Genomic DNA, 17668 nt, shown 5'->3' with positions numbered 1-17668 from the left:
CCAACCGTTCGACGGATCGACCTCACCCGGGACTTCGTCATGATGCGGTGAAGTCCGCCTGCACCCTCACGCGAAGAGTTCCCGGCTTGATGACGAGCGAGCGCGAGTCGATCTGTGTGGTGTTCGGGGCCCCGCGGAGGACACCGGCTCGCGGCAGGACGATGGTGACGCCTTCGGGCCGCAGCCATTCACCACGCGTCGACAGCTCGAGATCGAGATCGATGCCGTCCGGAGTCCACGACAGTCGACTGACAGTGACTGCCCCTCGCGCGGTCAGACCGGTGATGGTGCCGGCGGCCCACTGAGACGGGAGAGCTGGCAGCACGTGCAGCGTGTCGCGGGAGGACTGCAGCAGCATCGCGGCGACGACAGCGGGCAGTGCGCCCGAGGCGTCGAGATTGAAGATCGCGCCGGCGTCGTGCGTCGTGCTGAGGGCACGAGTGAAGTGGTCCCGAGCCAGCCATACGGCGCACTGGTAGGCCGAGGACGCGTCACCGAGAGCCGCGGCCGCGAGTCCGATGGAGGAGAGTCCGAACGCCATCTCCATGTGACCAGGAGGGCCCGACGGAATCTCGGCACGCCACGCGATCTTCGCTCTGACGGTGCCCAGTGCCGCCGCGCGGAGCTTCTCGTCGGTGAACGCCTCATCGGGCTCGTACCAGAGTCCGTGGAGCTGCGAGACGTGCCGATGAGCGATGTTCTCCGGCCACCGGGTGGACCATTCGGCGAGCGTTCCATCAGTGACGATTGCGAACTGAGGCAGCCGGCTTCGCGCGGCGGACCATTCCGCGGCGCGATGGGTGTCCCCCCGTAGTTCGGCGAACCAGGCGCCGACGCGGTAGCCGTCGCGCAGAGCGGCGATGTCCGCGGTGGCATCGGCGACCAGAGGGTTCTCGCTACCGGCCGGGGTGTTCTCGGGGGAGTACGAGGGCGAGAGGATCCCTCCGGCGTCGTCGATCACTCGGCGGGAGAAGTCGAGGATCTCGATCGTGAGGTCCCAGAGCCAGTCGTCGAGGATCGTCCGGTCGCCGGTGACTTGGATGTAGTCGGCTGCGAGCCGCAGGAACCAGGGACCGTTCCCGAGCCAGAACTGGTGGGGGTAGTCGCGGAGGAAGTGGTTGGCGTGTCCGTGAGTGGTCATCCGGGCGGGGAGGAGCATTCCGTCCTGCCCGAAGATCCGTCGGGCGTTGGATCGGTAGTGGTCGAGGTAGCGGCGGACGAGCCGGAACAGCGAGGTCATCACTTCCGGCGTGCCCGTCCAAAGGACAGCCGCGAGAGCTCCGAGCTGGACGTTCCCGTTCATCGTGTAGTCGGCGGACCATGCCGGCGACCAGGTGCCCTGCCAGACCCCTTGCAGTGTCGGCGGCAAGGACCCCGTGGAGACGGCGATGTTGCGCAGTCCCGCCAGGTAGGCGAGTTCCAGTACCCGCGCCTCGGCCGGCACCGCGCCGGCCGAGGCATCTTCCCAGATGCGTTCCGTCGGTTCGTCAGCGCTCGTCGAACCCGCGAGCGTCAGCTCGGAGGCGGGTAGCAGCGACGCGATGTCAGCCAGCACATGGTCTGATCCGGAGTCGTAGGTGGTGGTGACGTCGATGCGGAAGCGGCAGCCTGAGGCGGGCACTTCTACGCGCCAGGTATTCTCGCCGTCCGGCTCATGGGGCGCCTCCGAGATGACGCGGGCTTGGGCACTCGCCCCAGTACCCGGTTCGAGACCGAGCGCTTCGACGATGACGATCAGTACGGATTCGGTGGCTGCGGTCCGAGTTCGAATGGTGTCGCTGTAGTCGACGGGAAGGACGGTTGTCGCGGATGATCCCGCCTCGTGCACCGGTACGAGGCGCAATCGACCGGAGATCGGCTCTTCCGACCAGAGCTCGACGTCGAAACCGGCGGTGCCGTGGCTGGTCGAGATGCTCAGGCCTGTTCTCGCGCCGGACGGCAGTTCCCACGAGACTCCCGCGTCTCCGTTGATGAGCGAGATGTCTCGCCGGTAAGCGCTCCAGTTCGTGTGGTCGGGCTGCCACTCCAGTTGAGCGATCGCTCCGAGCGGATCGGTCCAGATCAGCGTGTCCGGATCCCACCCCTGCTCGCGCAGGGTCTTCTCGACGAGGTCGGCGGCCGTACCTGAATCTCCGTCGGCGAGGGCCCTGCGGACAGCGGGGAGCGCGGGCGCGAGGAGGGGGGCGGGGACACGGCTGTTGGCCGGCACGAAGAAGTCCTCGTGCGCTAGCGCGACGACGTGCCGCGGTGGATCGCCGTAGAGGATGCCGCCCACGACTCCCGTTCCTGCGAGGAGGCCCTCCTCCCAGGTCTTCGCGGTCAGCGCGCTCCACGCGGCCCTGCTCATGCGTTCCCGCTTCGGATCGACGAGCGGACTGCCGCGTAGGTCGTCATCTCACGCTGGTGGTCCACGTACCGCACGGGTCCGGTCAACTCGACCGTGACGATGGGAGCAGCGCCGGCGGCGTTCTCGGCGATGCTCAGTTCGATGAGGCCGGCATCGACGCGCCGACGTAACGCGCGGTCGGTGTAGGCGGTGAGATCGGCGTGCATCGTGAAGCTCACCTCGGCGCTCTCGCCTGCCTGCAGCAGGAGCCTGGTGAAGCCGATCAGCTGGCGCACGGGCCGGGTGACATCCGCCTCGACATCGTGCAGGTACAGCTGCGGGACCGCGGTGCCCGCTCGCGTGCCGCGGTTCTCCACCGTCGTGGAGACGGTCACCGTTCCGTCGGTGGTGATCCTCGCGGCGTCCACCTGGAGCGGCCCGAAGACGAAGTCGGTGTAGGAGAGCCCGAATCCGAAGGGGAAGGCGGGGGTGGGGTCGATGTTGCTGATGCCTTCGCTGCGCAGGGCGAGCGGCGGCGCGAGGTAGGTGCCGGGCTGGGCGGAGGATGCTCCAGGGATCTGCACCGGCATCCGGCCACTCGGGTCGACTCGTCCGGTCAGGACGCCGGCGATGGCGGCCGCGCCTTCCTGCCCCGGGAAGAAGACCTGGAGCGCGGAGGTGGCCTGCTCGACGAGCGACCCGATCGCGTACGGGCGTCCCGAGAGCACGATGAGGATGCTCGTGCCGGCTGCCTCGAGGACCCGTTCCGTCAGCTCGTGCTGTGATCCGGGGAGCTCGAGACCCAGCACGTCGCAGCCCTCGCCGGAGGTGCCGTGCCCGAACATGCCGGAGCGGTCCCCGACGACGACCATGGTGAGGTCTGCTGCGGCAGCGGCAGCCACGGCCGCTGGGATGTTCGCGGTGTCCTCGCCGATCACCGTTCCACCGGCGATGAAGGTCACTTCCGCGTTCGGGAAGGCCTCCCGGATGCCCTGCAGGACATACGGTGCGCTGATGCCGAGTCCCGCCTCGGGGAAGTTGGGGAGCACGTGATTCGGGAAGGAGTAGCAGCCGAAGAGCCCGTGCGGGTCATCCGCCAGCGGGCCGATGACGGCGATCCTTCGCGGCTCGTCGCTCAGCGGAAGCACCGCGTCGGTGTTGCGCAGAAGGACGATGGACTCTTCGGCCAGGCGTGCGGCGATGTCGCGGTTGCGGGTCGAGTCCAGATCGACCGACTGGTCGCGCTCCGGCGTCCAGTCCTCGTCGAGGAGGCCGAGCTCGGCCTTCTGGGTGAGGATGCGGGTGGCGGCGGTGTCGATGAAGTCGACGCCGACCCGCTCCGCGAGCTCCTCGGTGTAGGACGCGGTGTGGGGCAGCTCGACGTCGATCCCGGCCGTCAAGGACAGCGCACCCGCCGAGACCAGGCCGTCCGCGACGCGGTGCATGGTCTGGAGGAAGGGGGTCGCCCAGTAGTCCGAGACGACCGTGCCGGTGAACCCCCACTGATCGCGGAGCAGCCCGGTCAGCAGTTCCCGATCGCTCGCCGTCGGGACGCCGTCGAGCTCGGTGTAGGAGTTCATGACCGAGCGCACGCCGGCGGCGACGACCGCCTTCTCGAACGGAGGGAGCATCACGTCCCGGAGCTCGCGCTGGCCGATCGAGACCGGAGCGTGGTTCCGGGCACCGCGGGAGGCGGAGTATCCGACGAAGTGCTTCAGGGTGGCGATGACGCCCGCGGACTGGATGCCCCTGACATAGGCGGCGGCGAGCTCGGAGACGAGGTAGGGGTCCTCGCCGAGCGTCTCCTCCACTCGGCCCCAGCGGTAGTCGCGGACGACGTCGAGGACCGGAGCGAGACCCTGGTGCACCCCCAGCGCCGCCATGTCGGTGCCGATCGCCTCGCCCATCTCCTTCACGAGATCCGGGTGGAAGGTGGCCGCCCAGGCGAGCGGAGTGGGGTAGACGGTGGCCTTCCAGGCGGTCAGACCGGTGAGGCACTCCTCGTGCGCGATGGCGGGGATCCCGAAGCGGTTCGCGTCGACCACGCGGCGCTGCAGGCCGACGAGTCGCGCGATGCCCTCCGCGGGCTCGACGGGCGCGGTCCCGAACGGTCTGGTGATGTGACCGATGCCGTCGATGATCGCCTCCTCGAACGGAAGAGCCATCTCGTGGGTCTCCTGCAGCGGGGCGACGGCCTCCTCCAGGTCCTCGGAGCCGGGCCAGGTGCTGCCGATCTGCTGCAGCTTCTCGCGGAGGGTCATCTGCTGAACCAGTGACGCAGCGCGCTCCGCCGGGGTCGACGACGTGTCTTTCCAGAGCGGGAGTGCGTCGGTGGCGGGAGTGGTCATGACGGCCTTTCGGGGGAGTGCTCGGCGCGGTGCGCTGTGGAGGAACGAACCTCGAGATGCGTCGACAGCTCGACGCGCTTCGTGGTGATGGTCTCGCCTCGGGAGAGGCGCAGGAGAGTCGTGACGGCCGTTCGACCGATATCGGCGATGGGCTGGTGCACGGTGGTCAACGGCGGTGCGGAAATGCGCGCGATGAGGGTGTCGTCGAAGCCGACGACGCTGAGGTCGTCGGGGACGGTGATGCAGAGCTGTCGTGCGGCCTCGAGCACCCCCATCGCTGAGGCGTCGCTGCCCGCGAAGATCGCTGTCGGCGGGTTGTCGGACGACAGGAGGGCCCTCGCGGCGGCCAGTCCGTGCTCGTAGCTGTACGCCTCGCGGGGCACGCTGGTGAGATCGACGTGGATGCCGGCCTCCGCCATGGCGGCGGCCCAGCCGTGAGCTCGGACGATGTCGCAGCTGGCCCGGGGTGGTCCGCCGATGTAGTCGATTCGGCGGTGGCCGAGCTCGAGGAGGTGCTTCGTCGCCTCATAGGCGCCGGCCCAGTTGGTGGCGCCGATGCTGTGGGTCGTCGTGCGGGGGCTGTCGATCGGGTCGACGAGGACCATCGACAGCCCGGCGGCTCGTAGCGCGCGCTCGCGGGACGCCGAGTAGGTGCTGGTGACCTCGATGACGCCCAGGCGCCCCGCTCGAGCCAGCGTGCTCGCCCACGCCGTAGGAGTGTCGGTGATCGCGGACTCGATGGAGCGGGTGAGGAGTCCGATCCCCAGGCTGCTGGCGACTTCTATCGCCCCACCCAGGAAGGCGGCGAGGTAGGGATTGCTGACGTCCCGAGGCTCCACGAGCATCTCGATCGTCGACTCCCCGGCCAGGCTCGCCGCTCTCTGACGATCCGCGAGAGCGACGAAGCCGAGCTGCTGCGCGGCGGCGTCGACACGATCCCGCGTCCCGTCGCCGACTCCGGCACGTCCGTTCATCACCTTCGACGCGGTCGACAGCGAGACGTTCGCAGCCTTCGCGACGTCCTGGAGAGTCACTTTGCGGGCGCTGGCGTCGAGCGTCATCACTTACCCCCGACGCCCATCAACCCCCGGACGAGAGAGCGGCGGGCGAAGACGTACAGAAGCAGGATCGGGACGACGGTCAGCACGATCGCCGACATCAGCCCGGGGATGTTGAGCGAGAACTCCTGCCGGAAGATGCCCAGCGCGAGGGTGGCGACGCGGTTGTCGGCCGAGCGCGTGAGCACCAGCGGGAGCAGGTAGTTGTTCCAGGCGTTCAGCGCCGAGAAGATCACGATGGTCGAGACCCCGCCCTTCGAGAGCGGAAGCACGAGGGTGGCGAAGGTCCGGAACGAACCGGCGCCGTCGAGCGCCATCGCCTCATACTGCTCCGTCCCGATCTCGCGCATCGAGCCGGAGAGGATCAGCGTCGTCAGGGGGATCAGGAAGACAGCCGTGGGGATGATGACTCCGAGCAGCGTGTCGTAGAGCGACAGCCGGTCGATCAAGAAGAACACCGGGATGACCACGACCTGAGCGGGGATGGCGAGCCCGAAGAGCATCACGCGGAAGACCACGCGTACCCAGCGGCTCTCGCTGCGGACGATGGCGAAGGCGAGCGGTGGCACGACCAGCAGGATGATGAGGACGGTGCCGACGGTGATGAGACCGGAGTTCAGCAGGAACCGTCCGAAGCCCTGCTGGAAGGCGTAGGCGTAGTTGTCGAGGGTGAACTCGCGTGGCAGGCCGAGGGGTCCATTCTCCGCATAGGTCGCACGGCTCTCGAAGGAGGCACGGACCATGACGTAGACCGGGATCATGATGATCAGCAGCCAGAGGCCGGCGAAGAAGCCGGCAATGTAGTTGGGTCGGGTGCGCATCAGAGGCCTTCCTGAGTGCCCTGCATCTGGTCGTACCCGGTCGCTCGCACCATGCCGATCGACACGATGGCGGCGACCGCGATGACGATGACTGCGACAACGCAGCCGTAGCCGAAGTCGAGAGCGGAGATGCCGCGGTCGTACATGAAGAACGGCAGGTTGGACGTCGCGCCGCTCGGGCCTCCGCGGGTGAGGATGAGGATGAGATCGAAGGTGGTGAAGGTGCCGACCACCATGAGGATGGTGGAGGTCACGATCGTGTTCTTCAGCTGCGGGACGGTGATGGAGAAGAACTGCCGCACGGTGCCGGCCCCGTCGATGGCGGCGGCCTGGTAGAGCGTCTCGGGGATCGACCGCGCTCCGCCCTGGTAGATCAGGGTGTGCAGGGGAGTGGCGCCCCACAGGTAGATGAACGCGATCAGCCCGATGGCGCTGGCGGGCTGTCCGAGGATGTTGCTGAAGAGGTTGTCGGGGCCGAGCAGCGGCGTCAGGAGGGCCGGGATGCCGAAATTCGGGTCCGCGAGCGAGGCCCAGAGAACAGCCACGGCGGCGGTGCTCATCAGCAGAGGGATGAAGTACAGCGCGGCGACGACGGCGCGGGCCCGCTGCGGGCCGGCAGCCCAAACGCCGATCAGGAGGCTGACGGGGAGCTGCGTGACGACGGCCAGGATGACGAGGACGACCGTGACGACGAGGCTCCGGTGCAGTGCCGTGTCGGTGAGGACGCGCGCCCAGTTGTCGAGGCCGACCCACTGGGGCGCGATGAGGCGGATGCCGTTGTACTCGGTGAAAGAGAGGTAGACGGCGAAGACGAGGGGGAGCAGAGCGAAGACGGCGAACATGAGGATCGCGGGGAGGGACCAGACGAAGCCGGGGCGGCCTGCTTTGCGCGGGCCGGGGCGGCCCGCTGCGGACAGGCCGCCCCTCTTCGCCTGAGCCTTCTCTTCATCGAGGAGGAGGGTCATGGCTTGGTGCCTTTCATCGTGACGGACGCTCAGCGACCGTCGGGGTTCTTCTACTCCTGGGCGGTCGCGGCCTGCACCGCGGAGACCCACTCATCAGCGTCGATCGTGCCGTTGAAGTAGTCGGCCATCGCGTTCTGCAGCGGCGTCTGGCTGGAGGCGGGCACCACCTGGTCCCAGGACAGCTGGAACGTGGGGGCGTCCGCGACCAGGCCGGCGACGAAGGTGAGGAACTCCTTGTTGGTCTCGTCGAGGCTCGAGTCGGCCGCCACGAGATCGCCGGCATTCGTCGTCGGCGGCAGGTTACCCAGAGCGAGCTGGTCGTTCAGGAACTCGTCGCTGTAGAGCTCGGCCAGGAAGCCGCGGACGGTGTCCGGGTACCGGGTGTCAGCGGCCACGTTGTAGAAGTTGCTGAGGTTGCCGGCGATGTCGCCCGCTCCGTCCGACCCGAAGGACGGGAAGGCCGTCCAGCCGAGGTCGTTCTGGACGAACTCCTCGTCGCCGCCCTCGATCGTGGCGTAGTGCCACGTGCCCATCAGCTCGTAGGCGGACTTGCCGGTGCGCAGGAGGGCCGCCGATCCGTCGGTTCCGTAGGAGACGGAGTCGAAGTTGTTCCCGAAGGCTCCCGAGTCCACGAGCTCGCGCAGGTCGTCGAGTGCGTCGAGGCTGTCGTCGCTGGCCCAGACGTCGGCGTCGCCCGCCAGGCCGTCCTTCACCGCGTCGGCTCCGTCAACCCGGTCGAACAGGTACTGGTACCACATCTGGGTGGGCCACTTGTCGGCTCCCGCGAGGCCGATCGGCGTGACGCCGGCGTCGCTCAGCGGGCCGACCTGCGCGAGGAGGTCGTCCCAGGTCGCCGCCGGCTCGAGACCGGCGTCCGCGAGGACCTTCTTGTTGTAGTAGAGGAAGGTCGGTGCAACGCCTCGCATCGGGATGCCGTAGGCGTCCTCGTCGATGACCTCCTCGTCGAAGACCGACGGCAGGAAGGCGTCGCGCAGCTGCGGGTCCTCCTCGATGAAGTCGTTCAGGGACAGCAGGGCGCCGGCGTCGACCAGGGGCTGGATGCCCGCGGCGCCCCAGCTCATGAAGACGTCCGGGGCGGAGGCGGTGCCGATCGAGTTGCGCACCGCCGTCGTGTACTCGGCTCCGGAGGTGGATCCGGTGTCGATGACGACCTTCACCTCAGAGTTTTCGTTGAACCGGTCGGCCGCGGCCTGCTCCGCCGACGCGGCGGCGTCACCCAAGACCAGGACGTGGATCTCGTCGTCGGGTCGTGCGGAGTTCCCGGGGCCGTCCGAGCTGTTCCCGCCCGAGCAGCCCGCCAGGACGACGCCTGCGACCAGAACCAGGGCAGTCGCCGCAGCACCCCTGAAAGGTCCACGGGATCGCGAGTTCATCATTGAATGCCTCTCTGCATCATGATTGCGGCCGCCCTCGAGGGCCGACGCAAGCCCGCTTCGTTGCCGGGCGTCTGAAAACTAACAACTCCAGAGCGACACATGATCGCAGGATCCAGCGAAAGTTTTTCGTATCGACGGTGTCGAGCAGTGGGTCGAGGGTGCGGCGTCCCCGAGGCCCGCTCGCCCGGCGAACACACGCGCGGCACTCGCCCTTCGGGCGATCACCAGGTCGCACCGGCGGCGAGCGAAACTCTTTCCGAACCGAGGACGGAGGCGTGATGCTGAGCTCTAATGAAGGTGGACCCCAGCACTTGAGAGGACTGCAACGATGCAGAAGCACCTTCGCAAAGCGACGCTGATCGCCGGCGCACTCGCCGCGACAATCGGCCTCACCATCCCCGGGGCGCTCAGTGCGTCCGCCTACTCACCCAGCGTGCAGAGTGTCTACACGGCGCAGAACCCTGCGAGCTGCAACAAGAACCCGTGTGTGCTCTACCCGAAGTCAGCGCAACTGCCGAGCGGCCGGATCCTCGCGACCTTCGAGGACAGCGAGAGCGCAGTCGTCGGCCAGACCCTGCCGGTTCACAAGACGGACGACGACGGTCGCACCTGGCAGAAGCTCGCCGACGTCAAGGCGCCCGCCTTCGCGTCGACCGATCCGAAGTACGCCAAGTACACCAGCAACTGGACCAACTCCTACCTCTACACGCTGCCGCAAGACGTCGGCGCACTGAAGTCCGGCACCGTGCTCCTGGCCAGCGTCGTCTCAGGAGATGACGCCTGGTACCGCGAGCACAAAGCAGCAGACCCCAACTGGATGCCCTCCGGCGACGGCGACCGGCAAGACCTTGCGATCGCGCTCTACTCCAGCGTCGACGAGGGTGCGACCTGGAAGATCGAGAACATCATCACCGAGGGAGGCTGGCAGGGCGGCAGCGCCGGAGCCATCGGCCGCACCTCAAACGCCAACAGCACGGCGCAGGTCGACCCCGTCTGGGAGCCGTACCTGATGGCCTACAACGGTCAGCTCCTCGCCTACTACTCCGACGAGAACGACTACCTCGGCTACAACGCAACGACAGGTGCGCCGATCCTGGACCCGGCGAATCAGACCGCGTCCGACTCGCACGGGCAGATCCTCGCCCACCGCAGTTGGGACGGCGCGAGCGCCTCCTGGAGTGCGCCCGTCGTTGACGTCGCAGGCGATGTAGTCGACCGCAGCAACGGCACGACCCAGATCGGAGGCGGCCGGCCCGGCATGTCAACGCTGGCGCAAACAGCCGACGGCAAGTGGCTCCTCACCTTCGAATACTTCGGCGGCGGCGACAACGTCCACTACAAGATCGCCGACGACCCCACCAAGTTCTACTCGGTCGGCGGCGCCGCTGGCTCGAACATCACCTCACTGGCCACCTCCGGTCCGCCCCTCGCCACCGGCGGCAGCCCCGTCCTCGCACGCTTCCCGGACGGCCGTATCGTGTACAACGCCTCAGGCAGCGGCAACGTATGGGTGAACGAGTCGGGCCGCAGTGACGGCACCTGGAAGGCGCTTCAGACGCCGATCGCCGGCGGCTACAGCCGCAACCTGCAATACGTCGCTGGTACCGGCCAGCTGATGATCCTGCAGGCTCAGTGGGCCGGCGGCAGCGTCGGGCCGATCAATCACGTCGACGTCGATCTCGGTCGCAGCCTCGGCCAGTACTACACGATCGTCAACCGAGCGACCGGCCAGGTTCTCAGCACTGACGGCGACAAGACGCAGGACCCGCCCTTCACCGGCGACCGACCTGACCTGCTCACCTGGGACAAAGCCACCGCCAACGACACTCAGCGCTGGCGCGTCGAAAAGAAGGGGTCCTCGTTCTCGTTCCTGAACAGGGGGGGCGGACGCTCCGTCGCCATCTGGCAGGGCAACGCGTCCGCGGGGCAGCAGCTGACGCAGTGGGTCGACGACAACGGTTCCGACAAGCTCTGGAATCTGGTTCCGACCAGCGACGGCTACTACCGCATCCAGTCGACCAAGAACACCTCGGTCGTCTGGAGTGGCGCCGCCTACGGTGCGACGAAGCTGGGCACCGTGATCGACGCCGCAGCCGATCCCAAGGCCGACGACGCGCAGGAGTGGATGCTCGTTCCGGAGGAACTCGTCGCCACCGATCTGACCGACGCCCGCCGGTCCACCCGCCTCGTCGGATCCGACTCGGCACCCGTCGCGTCGCGCGTGACCCTCGATGCGAGCAGCTCGACCCGATTCGCCTCGCACGCCGGTGTCGCCGGTCGAGTCTCGGCCTTCGCTGCCGACGGCACGCGCACCGACCTGGGTACCGTCTCGTTCGACGCCCAGCAGAAGGGCAGCGTCGCGCTTCCCGCCGCGCTGGCCGCCGGCAACGACTACAAGATCGCGGTCGCTTTCGACACCTCCGCGCCCGTGTGGGATTCCGTGAGGATCGCGCCCGCGGCGCCGTCGTACCCGACCAATGCCGCCGCCTCCACGCGGTGCGTGGCGTCGAAGGTCACCCTCATGGTCACGACCACGAACACGGGCACCACTCCGATCACCGTGAAGATCGACTCGGCCTTCGGTTCGAAGAGCTTCGCCCAGGTCGCCCCCGGCGCGAGCGCGTCCGCCGCCTTCTCCACACGATCCGGATCGATCCCCGCCGGGGAAGCGACCTCGACCGTGGGACCGGTCGGTTCAACCCCGACTTCAGCAGCGTCCGTTCCTTACGCCGGGCGGAGCTGCTAACCCAGCTGAACCGATTCGGAGGAAGGGGCGGACCACAAGATGTGACCCCCCTTCCTCACCCCAAGTCGCGACCCTCGACGCGCGACCCCCTCGAGAATCGTGCCGGCGATGCCGTCGGCCGGAGAACGGAGAACACCCGCAATGAGAACCCGCTCCTTCCTTGCTCGCGGCGCCGCCGGACTGGCCGGAGGACTACTCCTACTCAGCGTCGCTGGGACCGCAACGGCAGCCGAGACCGAGATCGATAACAACGATGTCGACGTGACCGTCGAGATCGCCCCGCTCATCACCCCCGGGACGCTGACGATGTCGGTCGACGGGACCTCGACCGGCCTGATCGAGAACGGCTCCACCTCGGTCATCCGCCAGTTCACCGGCACCCTGCCAACCGTCACCGTCACCGACACCCGCAACCCCGAGGAGATCCCCGCCGGCACCGGCTGGTACGTTCTCGGCACCGCGACCGACTTCGTCTCCACCACCGGCGATGTGATCGGCGCCGAGAACTTCGGCTGGGCCCCGAACCTCATCGACGGCGGCGACTCCGGCCTCGTCGCCGAAGGAGACGTCGTCGACACCGCCATCGACGGCGGAGCAGACGGAGTCGGCCTGATCGACCAAGAGCTGCTCGCCATCACGAACGACTCGGCTGCCATCGCCCAGGAGGGCTCCTGGACCGCGAACGCTGACCTGTTCCTGCGCACCGAGCCCACCGTGGACGCCGGCGACTACAGTTCTACCCTCACCCTCTCCCTCTTCGAATAAGACCGAAGGCACGCGTAGCGCCTGCACCACTACGGCAGACGTGACCGGGCTCCCTCAACCCGGCCGCGTCCGCTTCCGACTGCTCGGCACGGCAGCACGCCTCGAACCAGCGGTTCGAAGACGCCTCTCCGCACCCCGTGCTCATGCGGCGCCCGATCCGATCGGGCCTCGAGAGTACGTTCCAGCTGCAGCGGCACCCGAGGTGCTCCTCTCAGGACAGGCCTGGTGCGACCAGTCCACTCTCATCGGCGAAGATGACCGGCTGAGCGCAATCGTGAGCGTCGAGTTCGGTCATGATGCGGTCGAGCTGGCCACGACTCCGGTACCGGTTGCTCAAGCGAGTAGGGCTGCACCAGCAGCGGGCAAATCGACCTCAAGCCGCGCCCAGTACGCCTCGTCGTCCACTCGGGTGAGCGCAGAGCGTTCGAGGGTCGCGAGCACCATCGTCGCGGCGAGATCCGCACGACTGCGACGATCGACAGTCGAGGTGGCCAACCCCGCGACGAGTCGGCTGCGCTCTTTTTCGAGCCACGGCGCAATCCGAGCGGCGATTCCCGGCTGCAGCGGTGCGTGGATCAAAAACTGGCGGATGAAGACGCGATTCTCGCGGAAGAGATGAGCGAGCGCGAGGAAGCTCGCCTCAGGATCAGCGGAACCGTTCCCTTGCTCGGAGAACTCGCCGAAGGTGACGGAGACCTGCTCGGTCCACTGGCCGACGACCTCCTCCACAAGGTGGGCGCGATCTTCGAAGCGGTTGTAAACGGTACCGACCGCGACACCCGCGCGCTCTGCCACTGCGGCCAGCGTCAGCCCGTCCAGACCTACTTCCTCGATCAGCTCGCGCGCCGCCTTCAACACGAGCTCTCGCGACCGGAGGCTCCGAGCCTGCCTCGGTTCTCGTGCACTCGTTCTCGAATCTGAATTCATGTTCGTATAGTATCGGTGGAAGGTGACCATCGAGGTCGCCGCCGAAGGAGAACACGATGCTCGAGATCCGCACCTACACCCTTGCCTCCGACGAGGCCCTCGAACAGTACGCTGACGTGCATTGGGCGCGGCACATCAGCAGCCTCGCCGCCTACGGCATCACAACGCATCACGTCTGGCGCGAGATCGGCGGCGACCAGCCCCGGCTCATCGCCCTTGTCGAGTACGCCACGGGCGCCGACCCGCGGGCGGTCACTGCGACCTACATGAGCAGCCCCGAGTTCCGCGCGGACATGGACGGCTTCGCGATGGACGGGATCATCGGTGTGTCCTCCGTCTTCGTGGAGCCGGTCTCGTCGGACCCGACTTCTTGACTAGTCGGATTGGGGGGTGTGCGACGAGCATCTCGTCGTCGCTTGCGCCAACCTGAGGTACCCACGCCTGGGCGGGAGGATCATGCATCGCAAGCCCTCGAGCGACGTGAACTGACACGGTCTCGATTGGCGAATGTTGGTCACAGGGTGGCTACCTGTTCCGACATGTTCACGAGCCGGCATCATGCTCACGAACGGCGCAACTACTGATCACGTCTCCCTGAGCAGCCGGTAGCGCCGACGCCACAGCCAGCAGCGGCGTATCGCGAGACGATACTTCCGAACTCACGAACTTCCGAACTTCCGACGCGCCGGCCGATCAGGTCGGCGGCCCCGATGGAATCGGCCTCGTCGACCAGGAGCTGGCCGTCGCCGAGGAGGGCTCCTGGACCGCTAGCGCCTACCTCTACCTGCGCACGAGCTCGGCTCGTCCGGCATCACCGTGAATGCGATCGGGCCCGGGCCCGATCGCCACCGACCTCTTCCTGAAGGCGAATGCCGCTGAGTCGCCGCAGACGAAGGCGCTCATCGCCGGCGTCCCGGTCGGGCGGCTCGGGCAGCCGGAGGACATCGCGCATGCGGCCAGGTTCTTCCTCGACGACGCGGCCGGCTTCGTGACGGGCCAAACACTCTACGTCTGCGGAGGACTGACGGTCGGGATCAACCCGGTGTGATTCGCGAAGCCCTACCCAGCGAGGAAGGGCAGGTCGCCCGAGGCCCAGGTCGCTCAGTTCTCGCCCAGATACGCCGCTTCCACTGCTCGGAAGTCGCCGAGGAGCTCGTCGGCACGGCCGGAGAGTGCGACCCGGCCCTCCGCCAGCACGTAGGCGCGGTCGGCGACCCGAAGCGCAGTCTGCGCGTGCTGCTCGACGAGCAGGATGCCGACGCCATCATCGCGGGCGGCACGGGGCGCGTCCATCAGCCGCTCGACGAACTTCGGAGCCAGGCTGAGCGAGCGTTCCTCGATCACGAGAGCTCTCGGCCAGCCGGCCGACGCTCGCGGCGATGCTGCCGCGGCCGAGTCTGAGGTTCTGGCCGACTGTGAGCTCGAGTAGCACGCCGTGTTCCTCGATCACGGATGCGAGGCCACCGCAGACCCAGTGCGGCGGCGGATTCGTGCGCGCGACGCCGTCGAGCAGCACTCGCCCCCTCGTCTTTGCAGTCGCCGTTCTCAAGTTCTCGCATGTCCCTTCGACGTCTGGGTACACCTTGCCGAACTCGGAGTTGCACTTGAAAGGACCGTGAGCAGGCCGATCGCGCGACAGTCTCCGACCGCTGCCACCCAGCGCACCGTCGCGTGCTCGCTCTACACACATGTCGGGCCACCCGACCCGATCAGAGCTCCGCGGAGAATTAGTTGCGGCAGACCTGGCACGAGCTATTTTATCGTGCTAAATTCGCGGCAGCCGAGCTCGATGTCGAGCAGGCACCATCCGGGAAGGACAAAGATGTTCCGTTGGAAAAAAGCTGCCGCCGTCGTGGTCGCCGCCTCCCTCGCAGTCGGTCTGACGAGCTGCACCGCCGGTGGCGGTGATGGTTCTGGAGGGGAATCGGGCGGCACGCTCACTCTCGGGGCCATCCAAACCTTGACGACCTTCGCTGCGGCGGACTCCTACTGGGCGAACGAGTCGCCCTACATGCAGGCCGTCTACGACACGGTGCTGCGCGCCGAGCCGGACGGCACGATCACGGAGGGACTGGCGACCGCTTGGGCGTACAACGAGGACAACACCGTGCTCACGCTCACGATCCGTGACGGGGTCGCTTTCTCGGACGGGACGCCAGTGGATGCGGCCGCGGTTGCGCAGAATCTGATCCGATTCCGCGACGGGAACTCGCCCGACATCACCAAGATGGCAGACCTCCAGGACGCCGTCGCAACCGACGCCTCCACGGTGACGGTCACTCTGACGCAGCCGAACCCGACATTCCTCTTCTACCTGACGCAGAACGCCGGCCTGGTCGAGAGTCCGGCGGCGTTCGCTTCCGCCGACATCCAGACCGTCCCGGTCGGATCCGGTCCCTACGAACTGGACGCGGCGAAGACCGTGGTCGGCACGTCCTACGTCTTCACAGCCAATGCCGATTACTGGGACCCAGCGTCCGTGCACTACGACAACCTGGTCATCAACGTCTACAGCGATCCCACCGCTCTGGTGAACGCCCTCAAGGGTGGCCAGGTCAACGCGTCGACCCTCGCCCTGAACAAGAACGTGGCGGAACTCGAATCGTCCGGGTTCACTGCGAACGCGGCAGAGCTCAGCTGGATGGGTCTGCTGCTCCTGGACCGTCAAGGCACCCGCGTGCCCGCCCTGGCCGACGTCCGCGTCCGTCAGGCCATCAACTACGCCTTCGACAAAGAAGCGATGCTGAAGTCCATCGGCCAGGATTACGGGACGGTGACCGGCCAGATCTTCCCGCCGTCCTCGGTCGGCTTCGACGAGTCACTCGACGACCGTTACGACTACGACCCCGAGAAGGCGCGAGAGCTGCTGGCCGAGGCCGGCTACGCCGATGGCTTCACCCTCCAGATGCCCACCGCGTCCGCTGTCGATGCGTCCACGTTCACCCTCATCCAGCAGCAGCTGTCCGACATCGGCATCGATGTGGTCTACACGGACGCGGGAAACAACTTCATCGCCGACGTTCTCGCGCCGAAATACCCCGCGACGTGGCTCATCCTCCAGCAGGATCCGGATCTGGCCCTGATCAACTTCCACCTCAGCAAGGACGCCATCTTCAACCCGTTCAAGAGCGAGGATCCCGAGCTCACCGCGCTGATCGAGAAGGTGCGCACCACGGAAGGCAGCGAGTACGAGGCCACGGTCAAGGCCATCAACAAGTTCACTGTTGAGCAGGCCTGGTTCGCGCCCTGGTACCGCCCGGAGCAGACCTTCGTCACGGACGCCGCCACCCAAGCCGAGGTGCAGCAGGGCAACTCCTACCCGTACCTCTGGAACATCCGGCCCAAGAGCTGATCGAGAGGATGGAAAATGAACCTCGGAGCACTGACGTGATTCTGCGGACGAGAAGAGCTGTGCTGCCCGATGCGACCGGAAGGGTGTCGTGACGGAGTCGACGTCCGGGCGGCGCGACGTCTTCGACGAGGTCGGCTACCGTCCACTGCTTGACGGTGCGAACCTTGCAGGCTGGAGCGCAATTCCGCGCGTCTACGGTGCGGTCCACCCGGGCGGCCCGACAGTCGAGAGCCTCCTCCAGGAACAGGGGATCGCCCTGCCGGTCGAGCCGGAGAAGCACCCCGCGTCCTGGAGGGTGGAGGACGGCGTCTTGATCGGCGCCCAGGCCACCCCGGGTTACGGCGGCTATCTGCTCAGCGACGAGTCGTTCGGCTCCTTCGACCTGGCCCTCGAGATGCGGCCGGACTGGCCCGCCGACACCGGCGTGATGCTGCGTCGCCGAGCGGACGACTGGGCGGGCTTCCAGGTACTCGTGGACCATCGCCCGTCCGGGGGCATCGGCGGCTTCTTCGGGAACGGGCTCGCCTCCTTCTCGGCGGTCCCGTTCGCCGTGGACGCCGTACTCGATGATCAGGGTCGCCCTGTCGGCCTTCGCGCCGATGATCCTGCGACAAGCGTGGAGCCGGTCACGGCGGAGAAGGTCGCGCGGCTCGAGGAAGCCGCGGACGTCGATGAGTTCTTGCAGGTGTGGCGCTGGAACGACTGGAACGAACTCCGCATCCGGTGCGAGGGCGGAGCGCTACCGGTCCTCACGACCTGGATCAACGGAGTGCAGATCGCCCGGCTCGACACCGCACGCCTGCGCTCACCCGGGTACGACCCCGATGCGGTCGCGACGCATCTCGGGGACCGCGGCCGCATCGCCCTCGAGGTGCACGATAACGACAGCGTTTTCGGCGAGTCTCGCTGGGGGCGCGGGGCGGTGTGCCGCTGGAGGGACATCCGCGTGCGGGAGTGAGCACG

At 67.3% G+C, this 17668-nt stretch carries 14 protein-coding genes; 6 read left to right on the top strand and 8 right to left on the bottom strand.

Annotated features, from left to right (window positions below; all coding sequences use genetic code 11):
* Positions 1 to 37: 37 nt before the first annotated feature.
* From EDF43_RS19065 to EDF43_RS19040, 6 genes are read right to left on the bottom strand one after another with little or no spacing between them, the layout of a single operon-like run.
* Entirely contained in the window at positions 38 to 2347 is a 2310-nt protein-coding gene (locus tag EDF43_RS19065) for a glycoside hydrolase N-terminal domain-containing protein (protein WP_132438152.1), read from the bottom strand.
* Complete coding sequence (locus EDF43_RS19060) at positions 2344 to 4674, bottom strand: glycoside hydrolase family 3 N-terminal domain-containing protein (RefSeq protein ID WP_132438153.1); 2331 nt, start codon at positions 4672 to 4674, stop codon at positions 2344 to 2346. Before EDF43_RS19060 ends, EDF43_RS19065 begins: the two co-directional genes overlap by 4 nt.
* Positions 4671 to 5735, bottom strand: coding sequence for a LacI family DNA-binding transcriptional regulator (locus EDF43_RS19055; RefSeq protein WP_132438154.1), 1065 nt, complete (start codon positions 5733 to 5735; stop codon positions 4671 to 4673). The genes EDF43_RS19060 and EDF43_RS19055 overlap by 4 nt, the downstream gene beginning before the upstream one ends.
* Positions 5735 to 6553: a carbohydrate ABC transporter permease gene (locus EDF43_RS19050; protein WP_132438155.1), complete on the bottom strand. Its 819-nt coding sequence runs from the start codon at positions 6551 to 6553 to the stop codon at positions 5735 to 5737. Before EDF43_RS19050 ends, EDF43_RS19055 begins: the two co-directional genes overlap by 1 nt.
* Positions 6553 to 7518: a sugar ABC transporter permease gene (locus EDF43_RS19045; protein ID WP_132438156.1), complete on the bottom strand. Its 966-nt coding sequence runs from the start codon at positions 7516 to 7518 to the stop codon at positions 6553 to 6555. The genes EDF43_RS19050 and EDF43_RS19045 overlap by 1 nt, the downstream gene beginning before the upstream one ends.
* Before the next feature lie 50 nt (positions 7519 to 7568).
* Complete coding sequence (locus tag EDF43_RS19040) at positions 7569 to 8912, bottom strand: extracellular solute-binding protein (RefSeq protein ID WP_132438157.1); 1344 nt, start codon at positions 8910 to 8912, stop codon at positions 7569 to 7571.
* Between the two features lie 331 nt (positions 8913 to 9243).
* Between EDF43_RS19040 and EDF43_RS19035 the strand changes: the two genes are divergently transcribed.
* Both EDF43_RS19035 and EDF43_RS19030 read left to right on the top strand, forming a co-directional pair.
* Positions 9244 to 11661: an RICIN domain-containing protein gene (locus EDF43_RS19035; protein ID WP_207901859.1), complete on the top strand. Its 2418-nt coding sequence runs from the start codon at positions 9244 to 9246 to the stop codon at positions 11659 to 11661.
* 261 nt (positions 11662 to 11922) lie between these two features.
* Positions 11923 to 12426 (top strand): hypothetical protein, encoded by a 504-nt coding sequence (locus EDF43_RS19030; RefSeq protein WP_207901857.1) that lies wholly within the window; start codon positions 11923 to 11925, stop codon positions 12424 to 12426.
* A 333-nt stretch (positions 12427 to 12759) separates the two neighbouring features.
* Here the strand turns inward: EDF43_RS19030 and EDF43_RS19025 are convergent, their stop codons facing one another.
* Complete coding sequence (locus EDF43_RS19025) at positions 12760 to 13284, bottom strand: TetR/AcrR family transcriptional regulator (RefSeq protein WP_165909194.1); 525 nt, start codon at positions 13282 to 13284, stop codon at positions 12760 to 12762.
* A 125-nt stretch (positions 13285 to 13409) separates the two neighbouring features.
* Here EDF43_RS19025 and EDF43_RS19020 point away from each other — a divergent pair, with 125 nt between their 5' ends.
* Together EDF43_RS19020 and EDF43_RS19015 are read left to right on the top strand one after the other, a co-directional pair.
* Positions 13410 to 13727, top strand: coding sequence for an NIPSNAP family protein (locus EDF43_RS19020; RefSeq protein ID WP_132438160.1), 318 nt, complete (start codon positions 13410 to 13412; stop codon positions 13725 to 13727).
* A 446-nt stretch (positions 13728 to 14173) separates the two neighbouring features.
* On the top strand, positions 14174 to 14401 hold the full coding sequence (locus EDF43_RS19015) for an SDR family oxidoreductase (RefSeq protein WP_207901855.1): 228 nt from the start codon (positions 14174 to 14176) through the stop codon (positions 14399 to 14401).
* A gap of 53 nt (positions 14402 to 14454) precedes the next feature.
* Here the strand turns inward: EDF43_RS19015 and EDF43_RS19010 are convergent, their stop codons facing one another.
* Positions 14455 to 14697 carry a hypothetical protein gene (locus EDF43_RS19010; RefSeq protein ID WP_132438161.1) on the bottom strand — a complete coding sequence of 81 codons (243 nt, stop codon included), beginning with the start codon at positions 14695 to 14697 and terminating at the stop codon, positions 14455 to 14457.
* A 478-nt stretch (positions 14698 to 15175) separates the two neighbouring features.
* Here EDF43_RS19010 and EDF43_RS19005 point away from each other — a divergent pair, with 478 nt between their 5' ends.
* Both EDF43_RS19005 and EDF43_RS19000 read left to right on the top strand, forming a co-directional pair.
* Entirely contained in the window at positions 15176 to 16705 is a 1530-nt protein-coding gene (locus EDF43_RS19005) for an ABC transporter substrate-binding protein (protein WP_132438162.1), read from the top strand.
* 88 nt (positions 16706 to 16793) lie between these two features.
* Positions 16794 to 17663, top strand: a complete 870-nt coding sequence (locus tag EDF43_RS19000; protein WP_132438163.1) for a DUF1080 domain-containing protein — start codon at positions 16794 to 16796, stop codon at positions 17661 to 17663.
* Positions 17664 to 17668: the final 5 nt, after the last annotated feature.

Origin of the sequence: Rathayibacter sp. PhB179, assembly GCF_004345345.1 — a bacterium.
Taxonomy (GTDB): Bacteria; Actinomycetota; Actinomycetes; order Actinomycetales; family Microbacteriaceae; genus Rathayibacter; species Rathayibacter festucae.
This window is presented reverse-complemented; position numbering and strand designations above follow the sequence as displayed.

Coding starts and splice junctions, on each gene's coding strand:
- EDF43_RS19065 (WP_132438152.1), bottom strand. CDS start 2,347: ATGAGCAGGGCCGCGTGGAGCGCGCTGACCGCGAAGACCTGGGAGGAG.
- EDF43_RS19060 (WP_132438153.1), bottom strand. CDS start 4,674: ATGACCACTCCCGCCACCGACGCACTCCCGCTCTGGAAAGACACGTCG.
- EDF43_RS19055 (WP_132438154.1), bottom strand. CDS start 5,735: ATGACGCTCGACGCCAGCGCCCGCAAAGTGACTCTCCAGGACGTCGCG.
- EDF43_RS19050 (WP_132438155.1), bottom strand. CDS start 6,553: ATGCGCACCCGACCCAACTACATTGCCGGCTTCTTCGCCGGCCTCTGG.
- EDF43_RS19045 (WP_132438156.1), bottom strand. CDS start 7,518: ATGACCCTCCTCCTCGATGAAGAGAAGGCTCAGGCGAAGAGGGGCGGC.
- EDF43_RS19040 (WP_132438157.1), bottom strand. CDS start 8,912: ATGAACTCGCGATCCCGTGGACCTTTCAGGGGTGCTGCGGCGACTGCC.
- EDF43_RS19035 (WP_207901859.1), top strand. CDS start 9,244: ATGCAGAAGCACCTTCGCAAAGCGACGCTGATCGCCGGCGCACTCGCC.
- EDF43_RS19020 (WP_132438160.1), top strand. CDS start 13,410: ATGCTCGAGATCCGCACCTACACCCTTGCCTCCGACGAGGCCCTCGAA.
- EDF43_RS19015 (WP_207901855.1), top strand. CDS start 14,174: ATGCGATCGGGCCCGGGCCCGATCGCCACCGACCTCTTCCTGAAGGCG.
- EDF43_RS19005 (WP_132438162.1), top strand. CDS start 15,176: ATGTTCCGTTGGAAAAAAGCTGCCGCCGTCGTGGTCGCCGCCTCCCTC.